At 58.8% G+C, this 15,561-nt stretch carries 16 protein-coding genes and 1 riboswitch; of the genes, 8 read left to right on the top strand and 8 right to left on the bottom strand.

The window, feature by feature from the left end; all coding sequences use genetic code 11:
• The 5 genes from thiS to KHQ26_RS24680 all read right to left on the bottom strand — a co-directional run bounded on the left by thiS (position 1) and on the right by KHQ26_RS24680 (position 4,223).
• Positions 1-201: a sulfur carrier protein ThiS gene (thiS, locus tag KHQ26_RS24660; RefSeq protein ID WP_002884183.1), complete on the bottom strand. Its 201-nt coding sequence runs from the start codon at positions 199-201 to the stop codon at positions 1-3.
• A complete protein-coding gene (locus KHQ26_RS24665; RefSeq protein WP_004192677.1) occupies positions 185-940 on the bottom strand; it encodes a HesA/MoeB/ThiF family protein in 756 nt (251 codons plus the stop codon). The genes thiS and KHQ26_RS24665 overlap by 17 nt, the downstream gene beginning before the upstream one ends.
• A complete protein-coding gene (gene thiE / locus KHQ26_RS24670) occupies positions 933-1,568 on the bottom strand; it encodes a thiamine phosphate synthase (protein WP_004192675.1) in 636 nt (211 codons plus the stop codon). The genes KHQ26_RS24665 and thiE overlap by 8 nt, the downstream gene beginning before the upstream one ends.
• Entirely contained in the window at positions 1,568-3,463 is a 1,896-nt protein-coding gene (gene thiC, locus KHQ26_RS24675; RefSeq protein ID WP_004178230.1) for a phosphomethylpyrimidine synthase ThiC, read from the bottom strand. Before thiC ends, thiE begins: the two co-directional genes overlap by 1 nt.
• An 85-nt stretch (positions 3,464-3,548) precedes the next feature.
• Positions 3,549-3,673, bottom strand: a riboswitch (TPP riboswitch).
• Between the two features lie 52 nt (positions 3,674-3,725).
• Complete coding sequence (locus KHQ26_RS24680) at positions 3,726-4,223, bottom strand: Rsd/AlgQ family anti-sigma factor (protein WP_002884324.1); 498 nt, start codon at positions 4,221-4,223, stop codon at positions 3,726-3,728.
• Positions 4,224-4,316: 93 nt separating this feature from the next.
• Between KHQ26_RS24680 and nudC the strand changes: the two genes are divergently transcribed.
• From nudC to KHQ26_RS24710, 6 genes are all read left to right on the top strand, one after another.
• Positions 4,317-5,090, top strand: a complete 774-nt coding sequence (gene nudC / locus KHQ26_RS24685; protein ID WP_002884327.1) for an NAD(+) diphosphatase — start codon at positions 4,317-4,319, stop codon at positions 5,088-5,090.
• A 40-nt stretch (positions 5,091-5,130) separates the two neighbouring features.
• On the top strand, positions 5,131-6,195 hold the full coding sequence (gene hemE / locus KHQ26_RS24690; RefSeq protein ID WP_002884329.1) for a uroporphyrinogen decarboxylase: 1,065 nt from the start codon (positions 5,131-5,133) through the stop codon (positions 6,193-6,195).
• A gap of 12 nt (positions 6,196-6,207) precedes the next feature.
• A complete protein-coding gene (gene nfi, locus KHQ26_RS24695) occupies positions 6,208-6,879 on the top strand; it encodes a deoxyribonuclease V (protein ID WP_004152311.1) in 672 nt (223 codons plus the stop codon).
• A 42-nt stretch (positions 6,880-6,921) separates the two neighbouring features.
• On the top strand, positions 6,922-7,512 hold the full coding sequence (locus KHQ26_RS24700) for a YjaG family protein (protein ID WP_002884331.1): 591 nt from the start codon (positions 6,922-6,924) through the stop codon (positions 7,510-7,512).
• A gap of 186 nt (positions 7,513-7,698) precedes the next feature.
• Positions 7,699-7,971: a nucleoid-associated protein HU-alpha gene (gene hupA, locus KHQ26_RS24705; protein ID WP_002884342.1), complete on the top strand. Its 273-nt coding sequence runs from the start codon at positions 7,699-7,701 to the stop codon at positions 7,969-7,971.
• A gap of 12 nt (positions 7,972-7,983) precedes the next feature.
• On the top strand, positions 7,984-8,679 hold the full coding sequence (locus tag KHQ26_RS24710) for a DUF1481 domain-containing protein (RefSeq protein ID WP_004895020.1): 696 nt from the start codon (positions 7,984-7,986) through the stop codon (positions 8,677-8,679).
• 3 nt (positions 8,680-8,682) lie between these two features.
• Here the strand turns inward: KHQ26_RS24710 and zraP are convergent, their stop codons facing one another.
• Positions 8,683-9,120: a zinc resistance sensor/chaperone ZraP gene (zraP, locus tag KHQ26_RS24715; RefSeq protein WP_002884346.1), complete on the bottom strand. Its 438-nt coding sequence runs from the start codon at positions 9,118-9,120 to the stop codon at positions 8,683-8,685.
• Between the two features lie 259 nt (positions 9,121-9,379).
• Here zraP and zraS point away from each other — a divergent pair, with 259 nt between their 5' ends.
• Both zraS and zraR read left to right on the top strand, forming a co-directional pair.
• Positions 9,380-10,774: a two-component system sensor histidine kinase ZraS gene (zraS, locus tag KHQ26_RS24720; RefSeq protein ID WP_002884349.1), complete on the top strand. Its 1,395-nt coding sequence runs from the start codon at positions 9,380-9,382 to the stop codon at positions 10,772-10,774.
• A complete protein-coding gene (gene zraR / locus KHQ26_RS24725) occupies positions 10,761-12,092 on the top strand; it encodes a sigma-54-dependent response regulator transcription factor ZraR (RefSeq protein WP_004895015.1) in 1,332 nt (443 codons plus the stop codon). Before zraS ends, zraR begins: the two co-directional genes overlap by 14 nt.
• Here zraR and purD read toward each other — a convergent pair.
• Positions 12,082-13,377 carry a phosphoribosylamine--glycine ligase gene (purD, locus tag KHQ26_RS24730; protein WP_020804630.1) on the bottom strand — a complete coding sequence of 432 codons (1,296 nt, stop codon included), beginning with the start codon at positions 13,375-13,377 and terminating at the stop codon, positions 12,082-12,084. The two genes, zraR and purD, sit on opposite strands and share 11 nt — an antisense overlap.
• A gap of 15 nt (positions 13,378-13,392) precedes the next feature.
• Complete coding sequence (purH, locus tag KHQ26_RS24735; protein WP_002884359.1) at positions 13,393-14,982, bottom strand: bifunctional phosphoribosylaminoimidazolecarboxamide formyltransferase/IMP cyclohydrolase; 1,590 nt, start codon at positions 14,980-14,982, stop codon at positions 13,393-13,395.
• Positions 14,983-15,561 lie beyond the last annotated feature (579 nt).

Genomic DNA, 15,561 nt, shown 5'->3' on the forward strand with positions numbered 1-15,561 from the left:
TCAGCCTCCAGCGATAACCTGAAAAAGCAGGACCCGATCGCCTTCCTGCAAGAGATGATCTTCCCACCGGTCGCGCGGCAGGATGTGTTGATTGAGCGCCAGCGCAACGCCAGGCTGCTGCTGTTCGAGCTGGGTCAGCAGGGCGCTGACGCTGAGATTGTCGGCGCACGCCAGCGGCTCGTCGTTAAACCAGATCTGCATGCCGCCCTCCGCACACCGGGCAGCTCCGGGAACGCTGTAGCGCAAGGGCGCGCCAGTTGCTGGTGCGGGCGTCGAACAGCCGCAGGGTGTTGCGCGGCGTCGCCATGCCGCTGAGCAGCTTAATTGTCTCCAGCGCCTGCAGGGTGCCCATCATGCCGACCACCGGGCCGACGATCCCCGCGGTGCGGCAGTTGCGCTGCGGTTCATCGCTTTCCGACCACAGGCAGCGATAGCAGCCCTGCGTCCAGGGCGGGGTGAGCACCATCAGCTGACCGCCGAAGCCCACGGCGCTGGCGGTCACTAACGGGGTATCGAGGGCCACACAGGCGGCATTGATCGCCTGGCGGGTGACCATATTATCGGTACAGTCCAGCACCACGTCCGCTTTCGCCACTTCGGCGCGGAGCGCCTCGCCGCTTAAGCGCTGCTGGAGCGCTACCAGTTTGATCTGCGGGTTTAGCTGGCTGAGCCGGGTCTGTGCCGCTGCGGCTTTTGGCCGATCGATATCCGCGCTGGTGAACAAGATCTGCCGTTGCAGGTTGCTGAGATGCACCGCGTCGTCATCGGCCAGGGTCAACGTCCCGACGCCAGCCCCGGCCAGATAGAGCGCCGCCGGGGAGCCCAGCCCGCCAAGGCCGATAATCAGCACTCGACTGGCTAACAGCTTCTGCTGCCCTTCGATGGCAATATCCTCCAGCAGCAGCTGGCGGCTATAGCGCATAAAGTCGTGATCATTCATCGCCCACTCCCGCCAGCGCCAGCAGTTGGTCGGTCGCTGCCCGCCAGTCCGCCGCCTGGGTGATGGCGCTGACCACTGCGATGCTGCCGACGCCGGTCGCCAGTACCCCCGGCGCCTTTTCCAGGCTAATTCCGCCGATCGCCACGGTGGGGTAATCCGCCAGGCGTTGAATATGTCTGGCAAGCTGCTCGAGGCCCTGCGGCGCGGAAGGCATCTGTTTGGTTTGCGTCGGGAAGACGTGACCTAGCGCGATGTAAGAGGGGCGCGCCGCAAGGGCGACATCAATTTCCATATCATCGTGAGTAGAGACGCCAAGACGCAGCCCGGCCTGGCGGATAGCGCTCAGATCGGTGGTTTCCAGATCTTCTTGTCCGAGATGCACGCCATAGGCCTGGTGCTTAATCGCCAGTTGCCAGTAATCGTTAATGAACAGTCGGGCGTGATAGCGGCGACCAAGGGCGATGGCGGCGATCACGTCATCCTCAACTTCGCTGTCGCGCCGGTCTTTGATGCGTAACTGAAGGGTACGTACCCCAGCTTCGAGCAGGCGCTCAATCCACGCCACGCTGTCCACCACCGGGTAGAGTCCGAGACGAAACGGGACGGGTGGAAAATCAGGTTGATACATCAGGCTTCCTCCTGTTTCAGGTAGATTTCGCCGCCGCGGGCGCGGAAGTTATTCGACATATCGGCCATGCCGGCTTCGATACTTTGCTTCGCGGCGTAGTCGCGGACCTCCTGAGTGATTTTCATCGAACAGAATTTCGGCCCGCACATGGAGCAGAAGTGGGCGACTTTGCCGGACTCCTGCGGCAGGGTTTCATCGTGATAGGCCCGCGCGGTGAACGGGTCGAGCGCGAGGTTGAACTGGTCTTCCCAGCGGAATTCAAAACGCGCTTTTGACATCGCGTTGTCGCGGATCTGCGCCCCGGGGTGGCCTTTCGCGAGGTCGGCGGCGTGGGCGGCGATTTTGTAGGTAATCAGCCCCTGTTTGACATCCTCTTTGTTGGGCAGGCCGAGATGCTCTTTCGGCGTGACATAGCACAGCATGGCGCAGCCGAACCAGCCGATCATTGCCGCGCCGATACCGGAGGTGAAATGGTCGTAGCCCGGCGCGATATCAGTGGTGAGCGGCCCCAGGGTGTAGAATGGCGCTTCGTGGCAGTGCTCCAGCTGTTCGGTCATATTGCGGCGGATCATCTGCATCGGCACGTGGCCAGGGCCTTCAATCATCACCTGCACGTCATATTCCCAGGCGATTTTCGTCAGTTCGCCGAGGGTGCGCAGCTCGGAAAACTGCGCCTCGTCGTTGGCATCCTGAATGGAGCCGGGGCGCAGGCCATCGCCCAGCGACAGCGACACGTCATAGGCGGCGCAGATTTCGCAGATTTCGCGGAAATGCTGGTAGAGGAAGTTTTCCTGATGATGCGACAGGCACCACTTAGCCATGATTGAGCCGCCGCGCGAGACGATACCGGTCAGGCGCTTCGCCGTCATCGGGACGTAGCGCAACAGTACGCCGGCGTGAATCGTGAAGTAGTCGACGCCTTGCTCGGCCTGTTCCAGCAGGGTATCGCGGAAGACTTGCCAGGTGAGATTCTCGGCGATGCCGTTGACCTTCTCCAGCGCCTGGTAAATAGGCACGGTACCAATCGGCACCGGGCTGTTGCGCAGGATCCACTCGCGGGTTTCGTGGATATAGCGGCCGGTGGAGAGGTCCATCACCGTGTCGGCGCCCCAGCGGGTTGACCAGACCAGTTTCTCGACCTCTTCTTCGATGGAAGAGGTCACCGCCGAGTTGCCGATATTGGCATTCACTTTCACCAGGAAGTTGCGGCCGATAATCATCGGTTCAGACTCCGGGTGGTTGATGTTGGCGGGGATGATGGCGCGTCCGGCGGCCACTTCATCGCGAACAAACTCGGGGGTGATGTTTTCCGGAAGGTGGGCGCCGAAGCCTTCACCTGCGTGCTGCTGGCGCAGAACCTCGCTGCGGATACGTTCGCGACCCATGTTTTCGCGAATGGCGATGAACTCCATCTCCGGGGTGACTATCCCCTGGCGGGCGTAGTGCAGCTGGGTAACGCATTTGCCAGCGACGGCGCGTTTGGGCGTCAGCAGGCCGCTGAAGCGCAGCTCATCGAGACCGTCGTCGGCCAGCCGCGCTTTGGTATAGGCCGAGCTGCGTTCGCTGAGCGGCGCGCAGTCGTTACGCGCGTCGATCCACGGCTGGCGCAGCTTTGCCAGCCCCTGGCGGACATCAATGCTAATATCCGGGTCGCCATACGGCCCGGAGGTGTCATACACCGGGATCGGTTCGTTGGTTTCGTACCGGGGGTTATCTTTATCGCCGCCGACGAGAGTTGGGCTGAGCTGAATTTCACGCATCGGGACGCGGATATCCGCTTGTGAGCCGTGAACATAGATGCGGCGTGAATTAGGAAAAGCGGTACCCGCCAGCGTATCAATGAATCGCTGCGCGTGCTCGCGTTGTTCCCGACGGGTTAGTTTGGTAGTAGACATAGCGCATTCCAGTTAAAAAAGGACATGGCTTGTCAGACGACGGATGGAGTAACAGATGCGATCGGCCCTGACGGACTGACGCGAACAGCAGTTTACTCTTGTTCCCTTCGCAGGTATTAGCCTGATCAGGTTCCGCGGATCCCGAATTAACGGTCTCAGCCTTTTCCACGTTAGCCTGCGCATGGAAAATAGGCACTCCGACAAGATGAAATCCCTCCGCAGAGGGATAATGTACGTAAATTACGCGTTAACGGTTCACAACTCAAGCGGTCGGCGCAATATTATCGCGCACGTCATTGCTCAGGTTATGGGCGACAGCCAGGGCGATCAGTTTATCTTCCAGCGCGAAACGCGCCTCCAGCGACTCGCCGATATCCGACAGCGCCTGCTGAAATTCAAGATAGTTATCGTGATCGATGGCGTTTTCGAGGCAGGTATCGTAGTAGTCCATCATCTGCTGGGTATTGGCTTCCAGCTGCGGGTAAAGCCGGGTGGCGGCTAAAAGAGGGGTATCGCCTTCCATTTCGCCAATAATGCGTTCATAAATACTAAAATGACCGGATGAGAGGTAATCCACCAGACTTTGGCAAAAGTCATCCAGCGCCTTTTCGTTTAGCCGCATAAACGACTCTTTGCCCGGTTTCAGGCCAACCAGGTTGTAGTAAGCCACGAGCAGATGCTTACGCACTTGTAGCCAGCGATCGACCAGTTCATTACTACCGCCAACGCGCTCCGTCAGATTTTCCAGCTGGTTTAGCATGATTGACTCCGCTAGTTTTGATTTAAATCTGCTCACCAAAATGTAAATATAATGTTAACAACATGCCAGTGAAGCAAAGGTAGTGCAATAGATATGGATCGTATTATTGAAAAATTAGATCGCGGCTGGTGGGTTGTCAGTCACGAACAAAAATTATGGTTGCCTGGTGGAGAATTACCACATGGCGAAGCGGTTAATTTCGATCTTGTCGGCCAGCATGCGCTGCATATTGGCGAGTGGCAGGGCGAGTCCGTGTGGATGGTGCGCCAGGATCGTCGCCATGACATGGGATCGTTGCGCCAGGTGCTGGATCAGGATCCGGGACTCTTCCAGCTGGCTGGGCGGGGGATCCAGCTCGCCGAATTTTATCGCTCGCATAAATTTTGCGGTTACTGCGGCCACCCGATGCATGCCAGCAAAAGCGAATGGGCGATGCTGTGCAGCCACTGCCGCGAACGTTACTACCCGCAAATTGCCCCCTGCATTATCGTGGCAATCCGTCGCGACGATGCGATCCTGCTGGCGCAACATACGCGCCATCGCAACGGCGTGCACACCGTGCTGGCCGGCTTTGTCGAGGTCGGCGAAACCCTTGAGCAGGCGGTGGCTCGCGAGGTGATGGAGGAGAGCGGTATTCGGGTAAAAAATCTGCGTTACGTGACCTCTCAGCCATGGCCGTTCCCGCAGTCGCTGATGACCGCCTTTATGGCGGATTACGCAGATGGCGAGATCGTGGTCGACAAAAAAGAGTTACTGACCGCGGACTGGTATCGCTATGACGACCTGCCGCTTCTGCCGCCGCCGGGGACAGTGGCGCGGCGGCTAATCGAAGATACCGTCGCGATGTGTCGGGCAGAGTTCGAGTGACATGTTACACTGGGCGTATCAACGCTAAAGGAATGTAAAAATGACCGAACTGAAGAACGATCGTTACCTGCGCGCGCTGCTGCGTCAGCCGGTTGATGTCACCCCGGTGTGGATGATGCGCCAGGCGGGCCGCTATTTACCGGAGTACAAAGCCACCCGTGCGCAAGCGGGCGACTTTATGTCGCTGTGTAAAAATGCCGAGCTGGCCTGCGAAGTGACGCTCCAGCCGCTGCGCCGTTACCCGCTGGACGCGGCGATCCTCTTTTCGGACATCCTGACCATCCCGGACGCCATGGGGCTGGGGCTGTACTTTGAAGCTGGCGAAGGTCCGCGCTTCACCTCGCCGGTAAAAAGTAAAGCCGACGTCGACAAGCTGCCGATCCCGGATCCGGAGCAGGAGCTGGGCTATGTAATGAACGCCGTGCGCACCATTCGCCGCGAACTGAAAGGCGAAGTGCCGCTGATCGGTTTTTCCGGTAGTCCATGGACGCTGGCTACGTACATGGTGGAGGGCGGCAGCAGCAAGGCCTTCACCGTGATTAAAAAGATGATGTACGCCGAGCCGCAGGCGCTGCATGCGCTGCTGGATAAGCTGGCGAAGAGCGTTACCCTGTATCTCAACGCGCAGATCAAAGCCGGCGCGCAGTCGGTGATGATTTTTGACACCTGGGGCGGGGTGCTGACCGGTCGCGACTATCAGCAGTTCTCCCTCTACTACATGCATAAGATCGTCGATGGCCTGCTGCGGGAAAACGAAGGCCGTCGCGTGCCGGTGACTCTGTTCACCAAAGGCGGTGGTCAGTGGCTGGAAGCGATGGCGGAGACCGGCTGCGATGCGTTGGGTCTCGACTGGACCACCGATATTGCCGATGCCCGCCGTCGCGTGGGTAACAAAGTAGCGCTGCAGGGCAATATGGATCCGTCGATGCTCTATGCGTCCGCCCCGCGTATTGAAGAAGAAGTGGCGACCATTCTTGCCGGCTTTGGTCAGGGGGAAGGCCACGTCTTTAACCTTGGACACGGTATTCATCAGGACGTTGACCCCGAGCATGCGGGCGTCTTTGTTGAGGCTGTGCACCGTCTGTCCGCACCCTATCACCAGTAGGAGATAAGCCCTATGGATTTAGCCGCACTACGTACCCAACAGCAACAGTTAGCCGCGTCGGTAGAGCGTGCGGATCGACTGGATCGCGACCCGCCGGCGTTGATCGGCGGCGCGGACGTCGGGTTTGAGCAGGAAGGGGAGATCACCCGGGCTGCGATGGTGCTGCTGACCTGGCCTGAGCTTGAGCTGGTGGAGTATCAGGTGGCGCGGGTCGCCACCTCTATGCCCTATATTCCCGGCTTTCTCTCGTTTCGCGAAACGCCTGCGCTGCTGGCGGCGTGGGAGCAGCTTTCGCAAAAACCGGACCTACTCTTCGTTGACGGACACGGCATTTCTCATCCCCGGAGATTGGGCGTCGCCAGCCATTTTGGCCTGATGATTGATGTGCCGACTATCGGAGTGGCGAAAAAACGCCTGTGCGGCAAAATCGGCGACCTGGGTGATGAGCCTGGCGCGCTGGCCCCGCTGATGGATAAAAATGAGCAACTGGCCTGGGTCTGGCGCAGCAAAGTGCGCTGCAACCCGCTGTTTATTAGCACCGGCCACCGGGTAGGCATGGACAGCGCTTTAATGTGGGTTGAGCGCTGCATGCGAGGCTACCGTCTGCCCGAGCCGACGCGCTGGGCCGATGCGGTGGCGTCCCGTCGTCCGTCGTTTGTGCGTTGGCAAGCAAATCACAGCTGATTCAGGTACACTGCGCCTAATTTCTGACTTCGAGAATTCATCATGTTACAAAACCCGATTCACCTGCGCCTGGAGAAGCTGGAAAGCTGGCAGCATGTCACTTTTATGGCCTGCCTGTGCGAACGTATGTATCCCAACTACGCGATGTTCTGCAAGCAAACCGAGTTTGGCGACGGCCTGCTTTATCGTCGTATCCTGGACCTGATCTGGGAAACGCTGACGGTTAAAGATGCGAAGGTGAATTTCGACAGCCAGCTGGAGAAGCTGGAAGAGGCGATCCCGGCGGCAGATGATTTCGACATGTACGGTGTCTATCCGGCCATAGACGCTTGCGTGGCGTTGAGTGAACTGATTCATTCTCGTCTGAGCGGCGAAACGCTCGAGCACGCGATCGAGGTGAGCAAGACCTCCATCACCACCGTGGCGATGCTGGAAATGACCCAGGAAGGTCGCGAAATGACCGACGAAGAGTTGAAAGCGAATCCGGCGGTAGAGCAGGAATGGGATATTCAGTGGGAAATTTTCCGCCTGCTGGCCGACTGTGAAGAGCGTGATCTTGAGCTGATAAAAGGCCTGCGCGCGGACCTGCGCGAGGCTGGCGAGAGCAATATTGGTATAAATTTTCAGCAGTGAGACCAGAAAACGTGATTTACCGCCTGAATTGTAGCGTCTGAAGGCTTCCATTCCGCCCCCCGTCTGGTCTACATTTGGAGGGCGAAAAAAAGTGGCTATCGGTGCGTGTATGCAGGAGGGTGCTTTTTTGGCATTTCCGTCGCACTCGATGCTTAGCAAGCGATAAACACATTGTAAGGATAACTTATGAACAAGACTCAACTGATTGATGTAATTGCGGACAAAGCTGACCTGTCCAAAGCACAGGCTAAAGCTGCCCTGGAATCTACCCTGGCTGCAATTACTGAGTCTCTGAAAGAAGGTGATGCTGTTCAACTGGTTGGTTTCGGTACCTTCAAAGTGAACCACCGCGCTGAGCGTACTGGCCGCAACCCGCAGACCGGTAAAGAGATCAAAATCGCTGCAGCTAACGTGCCGGCATTTGTTTCTGGCAAAGCACTGAAAGACGCAGTTAAGTAAGACCGCGTGGCAGTGAACAGTTTTATCGAAGGGGCTATTAAGCCCCTTTTGTCTGTCTGGCGCCGGCCTCTGGCGCTGGCGGGCATCCTGTTGCTGACTGCCTGCAGCCACGACACGTCGCTACCGCCGTTTACCGCCAGCGGATATGCGGACAATCAGGGAGCGATGCGCATCTGGCGTAAAGATTCTGGCGATGAAGTCCATCTTCTCGCCGCCTTCAGCCCGTGGCGTCACGGGGACACCTCGACCAGCGAATATCGCTGGCAGGGCGATCAACTGGCGCTTATCGAACTCAATGTCTATGGCAAACCGCCGGAACATATTCGCGCCCGTTTCGACGCGCAGGGCGATCTGAGCTTTATGCAACGGGAAGTGGACGGGCAGAAGCAGCAGCTCTCCAGCGACCAGGTCGCGCTATATCGCTATCGCGCCGAACAGATCCGCCAGACCAGCGACGCCCTCCGCCAGGGGCGGGTCGTCCTGCGCCAGGGACGCTGGAACGCTGCCGCGCATACCGTGCTGACCTGCGAAGGGCAGACGGTTACGCCCGACCTCGATAGCCGGGCCCTGGCGCACATTGAACGCCGCCAGAGCCACGCTTCCGCCGCAGTGAGCATTGCCTGGCTGGAGGCGCCGGAAGGCTCTCAACTGCTGCTGGTCGCCAATGAAAACTTCTGCACCTGGCAGCCGACGGAAAAAAACTTCTAACCTTTACCAATGGTTCATGCCCATATGACCGCCGGCGCTACCGCGACAGCCGCCATATCCCATTCCTGCGCCGCGGGGAACGCCTGCCTCAGCCAGGGCGATATCAAACTTCACCCGCTGCTGATCCAGCTTCTGGCGTAAGCCTTCCATCTCCTGAGCGACAGCTTCAATCTTCCCGCTGTCCGGCTTTTGCGCCGTGAGCAGCGCATTGTACTCATAGCGTTTGGACTGCAGCTGCTGGCGCAGGGCGCTGGTTTGCGCATAGTAATCGTTATGCAGCTTTTGCACGGTAGCCTGCTGCTCCTGGGTCAGCTGACTGTAGCCCTGGTTGCCCATCCCGTTATTGTTGCCCCAGTGGTGGTTGGCCCAGGCCGCGTTGCTGGCGAAGGTCAGCGCGGCAAAGGTAACGAGGGCGAGAGGTAAGGTACGGTTCCGTTTCATGGTATTTTCTCCTGTGTGGTTTCCCTCGGTATTGCATCTTCCATGCCAGTCTGAAAAAGCCCGTCTGTGTGGGCCTGCCGAAGCCTTTGCCGAGGAGAGCGAGTAAAAATGACCCGTTCCGCCAGGGTCAGGCGAGTCATTTTTACTCGCTTAAGCGCAGGCGATATGTTTGAGAGCAGGATTGGCCGCGCGGAAACATGGCATGATTTCTGCTGAAGGAGCCTGCAGATAGTGAAAAAGAGATGACAAGGACTCGCCGATGAAGATCAAATCTCTCTCCCGGGACGCCGCCGCTGGCGCGCTGAGCTGGCTGCTGACCGGCACGGTTGTGCTGCTGGTCATGCTGTTCTCCGCGATGATCGTCCGCGACTACGGTCGCGAGACGACCGCTGCCCGACAAACCATTGAAGAGAAAGGGAGCGTGCTGATCCGCGCGCTGGAGTCCGGCACGCGCGTCGGGATGGGGATGCGTATGCATCATGCGCAGCTGCAGGCCCTGCTGGAAGAGATGGCCTGGCAACCGGGCGTCCTGTGGTTCGCGGTGACCGATGAAAACGGTAAAATTATCGCCCATAGCGATCCGCAGCAGGTGGGTAAAACGCTGTATAGCCCGGCGCAGATGCGTGCGTTAGCGGTTGGCGAACAGGCCCGCTGGCGCCGGCTTAGCGAACCGCAGCCGGCGCTGGAGATCTATCGCCATTTTCGCCCGCTTAATCCGGCCCGCGGCCACCATATGGGAATGATGAACCGCGGCAATAGCGCCCTGGCTCAGGCCACCGTCCCGCAGGTGATTTTTATCGCCTTTGATAGCCGCGAGCTGGATGCCGCGCAGGCCCGCGGGCAGCGGAATATGGCCATCATGCTGGGTGCCGCCGCGCTGGTGATAGCGGCGACGATCCTCGCTCAGTTCTGGTTCCGCCGCTATCGTCGCTCGCGGAAACAGCTGCTGGAGGCGATGGCCCGCAAGGAAAAGCTGGTGGCGCTTGGCCATCTGGCGGCGGGGGTCGCGCACGAGATCCGCAACCCGCTCTCGTCGATTAAAGGGCTGGCGAAATATTTTGCCGAGCGCACGTCGCCTGGCGGCGAGTCGCATCAGTTAGCCCAGGTGATGGCCAAAGAGGCTGATCGCCTGAACCGGGTGGTCAGCGAGCTGCTGGAGCTGGTCCGGCCCGCCCATCTAAACTACCAGACAGTCGATATCAACGCGCTTATCCGCCACTCATTGCAGTTGGTAAGCCAGGATGCGCAGAGCCGCGGGATCGCGCTGCAATTTACTCCGCGACCTGAGTTAACCACGATCAGCGCCGACCCCGATCGCCTGAATCAGGTGCTGTTGAATCTGTACCTGAATGCAATGCAGGCGATTGGCCGTGACGGCGTCATTCGCGTAACAGCAAGCGAAGCCGATCGTCAGCGGGTGAAAATCGTCGTCACGGATAGCGGTAAGGGGATGAGCGATGAAGAGTTACAGGCTATCTTCACGCCGTATTTCACCACCAAGGCGGACGGCACCGGGCTGGGGCTGGCCGTAGTGCAGAATATTATCGAACAACATGGCGGGACGATCCGCGCCGAAAGTCAGCCGGGAGCTGGAGCGATATTTACGCTTTGGTTACCGGTGGATGCTCAACGGAGGGAAGATGAGCAGCGATAAAGTACAGATTCTGGTCGTTGATGATGACATCAGCCACTGCACGATCCTGCAGGCGCTGCTGCGCGGCTGGGGCTATCAGGTGGGGTTGGCTCACAACGGCCTGCAGGCGCTGGAGCAGATCCATCAGCAGGTCTTCGACCTGGTGCTGTGCGATATCCGTATGGCGGAGATGGACGGTATCGCAACGTTAAAAGAGATTAAGGCCTATAACCCGGCGATACCGGTGCTGATCATGACGGCGTTTTCCAGCGTCGGTACGGCGGTAGAAGCTATTAAGTCCGGGGCGCTGGATTATCTGGTTAAACCGCTGGATTTTGACACCCTGCAGCAGACGCTGGTTCAGGCATTGGCGCACACCCGGCAGAGCGAGAGCGACCCCAGCGTTGCGACGGATTCACGGTGGGGCATGATTGGCGACAGCCCGGCGATGCAGGCGCTTCTTAACGATATTACGCTGGTGGCCCCTTCGGACGCGACGGTGCTGATTTATGGGGAGTCGGGAACCGGTAAGGAGCTGGTGGCGCACGCCATCCACGCCTGCAGCGAGCGTCGTGACAAGCCGTTGGTCACGCTCAACTGCGCGGCGCTGAATGAGTCACTGCTGGAGTCGGAACTCTTCGGCCATGAAAAAGGGGCGTTTACCGGGGCGGATCGGCGACGGGAAGGACGCTTTGTCGAGGCGGATGGCGGCACGCTGTTCCTTGATGAAATTGGCGATATCTCGCCAGTGATGCAGGTCCGCTTGCTGCGGGCGATTCAGGAGCGGGAGGTGCAGCGGGTCGGCAGCAACCAGACGCTTGCCGTTGATGTGCGGCTTATCGCTGCCACCCATCGCAACCTTGCGGAAGAGGTGAGCGCCGGGCGCTTTCGCCAGGATCTCTATTACCGACTCAACGTCGTGACCATCGAGATACCGCCGCTGCGCCGGCGACGGGAAGATATTCCGCAGCTGGCGCAGCATTTTCTCAAACGCTATACCGAACGCAATCGTAAGACGGTAAAGGGGTTCACGCCACAGGCGATGGACCTGCTGATCCACTACCCCTGGCCGGGCAATATTCGCGAGCTGGAAAACGCGGTGGAGCGGGCGGTGGTGCTACTGACCGGAAACTATATCTCTGAGCGAGAACTGCCCCTGGCGATCGCCGGTACGCCGCTGCCATCAGGCGGGAGCGAGGAGGGAGGAATTCAGCCGTTAGTGGAAGTGGAGAAAGAGGTGATTCTGGCGGCGCTGGAAAAAACGGGCGGCAACAAAACTGAAGCCGCCCGTCAGTTAGGCATTACGCGCAAAACGCTGCTGGCGAAACTTAGCCGTTAGCCTTTTCACGTTCGATGGCGCGCCAGCCGATATCGCTACGGCTAAAGCTACCGTCCCAGCGAATGTCGGTCAGCAGCTGATAGGCGCGCTGCTGCGCCTGCGCTACGGAGTCACCCAGCGCGGTGACGCACAGCACGCGCCCGCCGTTGGTGACCACGCGCTGGTCGTCAGACAGTTTGGTGCCGGCGTGGAAGACCTTACCGTCTGCGACTTCCTGCTGCGGCAGGCCGTAGATCTCATCGCCCGTATTGTAGCTGCCCGGATAGCCGCCGGCGGCAACCACCACGCCCAGCGACGCGCGGTCATCCCACTCGGAGGTTTTCTCGTCCAGCTTGCCCGCGCAGGCGGCGAGGCACAGCTCGACCAGGTCGGACTTCATGCGCAGCATGATCGGTTGGGTTTCCGGGTCGCCAAAGCGGCAGTTGAACTCAATCACCTTCGGGTTGCCCTGCTTGTCGATCATCAGACCGGCGTAGAGGAAACCGGTATAGGTGTTGCCTTCAGCGGCCATGCCTTTCACGGTTGGCCAGATAATCCGCTCCATGGTGCGCTGGTGGACTTCGTCAGTAACCACCGGCGCCGGGGAGTACGCCCCCATCCCGCCGGTGTTCGGGCCGGTATCGCCGTTGCCGACGCGCTTGTGATCCTGGCTGGTGGCCATCGGCAGGACGTGCTCGCCGTCGACCATCACAATAAAGCTAGCCTCTTCGCCATCGAGGAACTCTTCAATCACGATGCGGTGGCCTGCGTCGCCAAAGGCGTTGCCGGCCAACATATCTTTGACCGCCGCTTCGGCTTCCTCGAGGGTCATCGCCACGATAACGCCTTTACCCGCCGCCAGACCGTCGGCTTTGATGACGATCGGCGCGCCTTTCTCGCGCAGATAAGCCAGCGCAGGCTCCACTTCGGTGAAGTTCTGGTATTCCGCCGTCGGAATATGATGACGGGCGAGAAAATCTTTGGTGAAGGCTTTTGAACCTTCCAGCTGCGCGGCGCCTTCGGTTGGCCCGAAGATGGCGAGCCCTGCGGCACGGAACGCATCGACCACGCCAATGACCAACGGCGCTTCCGGGCCAACGATGGTCAGATCGATTTTCTCATCCTGCGCGAAGCGTAGCAGGGCCGGAATATCGGTGACGCCGATGGCGACGTTTTGCAGCGACGGCTCCAGGGCGGTACCGGCGTTGCCCGGCGCGACATAGACGGTATCAACCAGCGGCGACTGAGCCGCTTTCCAGGCCAGCGCGTGCTCGCGCCCGCCGTTACCGATTACTAATACTTTCATCTGCTGCTCCAGGAATTAATGGCGGAAGTGGCGCATGTCGGTGAAGATCATGGCGATGCCGTGTTCGTCAGCGGCGGCAATCACTTCGTCGTCACGGATAGAGCCGCCCGGCTGAATAACGCAGGTGATGCCTACCGCGGCTGCGGCATCGATGCCGTCGCGGAACGGGAAGAAAGCGTCAGAGGCCATGGCGGAACCTTTCACTTCCAGACCTTCATCACCGGCTTTAATTCCGGCGATTTTCGCCGAGTAGACGCGGCTCATCTGACCGGCGCCTATACCGATGGTCATATTATCTTTGGCATACACAATGGCGTTGGATTTGACGAATTTCGCCACTTTCCAGCAGAACAGCGCATCGCGCAGTTCCTGCTCGGTTGGCTGACGTTTGCTGACCACGCGCAGTTCACCTGCGGTGACCATGCCGAGATCGCGGTCCTGAACCAGCAGACCACCGTTAACGCGTTTGAAATCGAGGCCGGCAACGCGAGTATCCCACTGGCCGCAGGTCAGTACGCGGACGTTCTGCTTCGCGGCGGTGATTTTCAGCGCTTCTTCGCTGGCGGACGGCGCGATGATCACTTCGACGAACTGGCGAGAGATGATCGCCTGCGCGGTTTCAGCATCCAGCTCGCGGTTAAAGGCAATGATGCCGCCGAACGCGGAGGTCGGGTCGGTTTTGTAAGCGCGATCGTAGGCGTCAAGAATCGAGTCGCTGACGGCAACGCCGCACGGGTTGGCATGCTTGACGATAACGCAGGCCGGCTCGTTGAACTCTTTCACGCACTCCAGCGCCGCATCGGTATCGGCAATGTTGTTATAGGAGAGCGCTTTGCCCTGCAGCTGAGTGGCGGTCGCCACGGAGGCCTCTTTTACATTCTCTTCTATATAGAAAGCCGCCTGCTGGTGGCTGTTTTCGCCGTAGCGCATATCCTGCTTCTTAATGAAGTTCAGATTCAGGGTACGCGGGAAGCGGCCAGCGGCTTCTTTGCTTTCGCCGTGATAGGCCGGAACCATGCTGCCGAAGTAGTTGGCGATCATGCTGTCGTAAGCGGCGGTGTGTTCGAAGGCTTTAATGGCGAGGTCGAAGCGGGTGGCCAGCGTGAGGGAACCTTCGTTGGCGTCCATCTCATTAATGATGGCGTCGTAGTCGCTGCTCTTAACTACGATGGCGACATCTTTATGGTTCTTCGCCGCGGAGCGCACCATGGTCGGGCCGCCGATATCGATGTTTTCCACCGCGTCTTCCAGCGAGCATCCTTCACGAGCGACGGTCTGGGCGAACGGGTAAAGGTTAACGACAACCATATCGATAGGCGCGATACCGTGTTGCTGCATGATACCGTCATCCTGACCGCGACGACCGAGGATGCCGCCGTGTACTTTCGGATGCAGGGTCTTCACGCGTCCATCCATCATTTCCGGGAAACCGGTGTAGTCAGAGACTTCGGTAACCGGCAGGCCTTTATCTGCCAGCAGGCGAGCGGTGCCGCCGGTGGACAGCAGCTCGACACCACGAGCGGAAAGCGCCTGCGCGAATTCGACGATACCGGCCTTGTCAGAAACACTGAGCAGAGCGCGGCGGACTGGACGACGTTGTTGCATGGTATTAAATCCCCAGGATTTGAACATTACAGAGAGCGTTAGGTGAGTTTTTGCCTAAAAACTCACCTAACGCACCCAACCGGGCATCCGTGTCATAGCGCGGCATTGTAACGAAAACGTTTGCGCAACGCTCGCGAATTTTTATGTTTCTCTCCAGGCCGGTGATTCTCCTTCTATATAGCTGGCGATCCATGGGGCTAGCGGTCATGTTTTTACGCTCTCCTGTGGATAATTCTGTGTGTAACGAGGTATAAAGCGGGGTTTTGCTGGGGAATGCAGCAGTCAGTCATTTTTCTGCCATTTTTCTATTGCGGACGCTCGAGAACTCCCTATAATGCGCCTCCATCGACACGGCGGATGTGAATCACTTCACACAAACAGCCGGTTCGGTTGCAGAGAAAAATCCTGAAAAACGGGTTGACTCTGAAAGAGGAAAGCGTAATATACGCCACCTCGCGACAGAGCGCTAAAGCGCGTCGCAACTGCTCTTTAACAATTTATCAGACAATCTGTGTGGGCACTCAAAGTGACATGGATTCTTAACGTCCTCGGACGAAAAATGAATACCAAGTCTCAAGA

Origin of the sequence: Klebsiella sp. 10, assembly GCF_018223925.1 — a bacterium.
Taxonomy (GTDB): domain Bacteria; phylum Pseudomonadota; class Gammaproteobacteria; order Enterobacterales; family Enterobacteriaceae; genus Klebsiella; species Klebsiella pneumoniae.

Bases quoted from the DNA above. Each gene is read 5' to 3' on its own strand.
- thiS (WP_002884183.1), bottom strand. From the start codon at position 201: ATGCAGATCTGGTTTAACGACGAGCCGCTGGCGTGCGCCGACAATCTC.
- KHQ26_RS24665 (WP_004192677.1), bottom strand. From the start codon at position 940: ATGAATGATCACGACTTTATGCGCTATAGCCGCCAGCTGCTGCTGGAG.
- thiE (WP_004192675.1), bottom strand. From the start codon at position 1,568: ATGTATCAACCTGATTTTCCACCCGTCCCGTTTCGTCTCGGACTCTAC.
- thiC (WP_004178230.1), bottom strand. From the start codon at position 3,463: ATGTCTACTACCAAACTAACCCGTCGGGAACAACGCGAGCACGCGCAG.
- KHQ26_RS24680 (WP_002884324.1), bottom strand. From the start codon at position 4,223: ATGCTAAACCAGCTGGAAAATCTGACGGAGCGCGTTGGCGGTAGTAAT.
- nudC (WP_002884327.1), top strand. From the start codon at position 4,317: ATGGATCGTATTATTGAAAAATTAGATCGCGGCTGGTGGGTTGTCAGT.
- hemE (WP_002884329.1), top strand. From the start codon at position 5,131: ATGACCGAACTGAAGAACGATCGTTACCTGCGCGCGCTGCTGCGTCAG.
- nfi (WP_004152311.1), top strand. From the start codon at position 6,208: ATGGATTTAGCCGCACTACGTACCCAACAGCAACAGTTAGCCGCGTCG.
- KHQ26_RS24700 (WP_002884331.1), top strand. From the start codon at position 6,922: ATGTTACAAAACCCGATTCACCTGCGCCTGGAGAAGCTGGAAAGCTGG.
- hupA (WP_002884342.1), top strand. From the start codon at position 7,699: ATGAACAAGACTCAACTGATTGATGTAATTGCGGACAAAGCTGACCTG.
- zraP (WP_002884346.1), bottom strand. From the start codon at position 9,120: ATGAAACGGAACCGTACCTTACCTCTCGCCCTCGTTACCTTTGCCGCG.
- zraS (WP_002884349.1), top strand. From the start codon at position 9,380: ATGAAGATCAAATCTCTCTCCCGGGACGCCGCCGCTGGCGCGCTGAGC.
- zraR (WP_004895015.1), top strand. From the start codon at position 10,761: ATGAGCAGCGATAAAGTACAGATTCTGGTCGTTGATGATGACATCAGC.
- purD (WP_020804630.1), bottom strand. From the start codon at position 13,377: ATGAAAGTATTAGTAATCGGTAACGGCGGGCGCGAGCACGCGCTGGCC.
- purH (WP_002884359.1), bottom strand. From the start codon at position 14,982: ATGCAACAACGTCGTCCAGTCCGCCGCGCTCTGCTCAGTGTTTCTGAC.